The organism is Pseudoalteromonas sp. RB2-MNA-CIBAN-0110, assembly GCF_040309305.1.
Taxonomy (GTDB): Bacteria; Pseudomonadota; Gammaproteobacteria; order Enterobacterales; family Alteromonadaceae; genus Pseudoalteromonas; species Pseudoalteromonas arctica.
This window is the reverse complement of the sequence record NZ_JBEOOQ010000376.1, coordinates 1-223: the sequence shown is the minus strand read 5'-3', so window position 1 is coordinate 223 and position 223 is coordinate 1. Positions and strand designations below refer to the sequence as shown.

Below are 223 nucleotides of genomic sequence, written 5' to 3'. Positions count from 1 at the left end.
TGGAGCTTAGAAGAAAGGCTTAACGCCATTATTGAATGTGCGAGTTTAGATGAAGCAGCTCTTAATGAATATTGCCGCGCTAAGGGGCTTTACCCGCATCATATTAAACAATGGAAGCAAGATTTTGCTAAAGGGCCTTCAACGAAGCCCGTAAAATCAGACAGTAAACAGCTCAAACAAGAAATTAAGCAGCTTCAAAAAGAGCTTAATCGTAAAGACAAAG

The 223-nt window shown here is 39.9% G+C and carries 1 protein-coding gene; it reads left to right on the top strand.

Annotated features, from left to right (window positions below; translation table 11 throughout):
• Window positions 1–223 (top strand): transposase (locus tag AAEY68_RS21845; protein WP_350586916.1); only part of this gene is annotated, 223 nt, incomplete at both ends.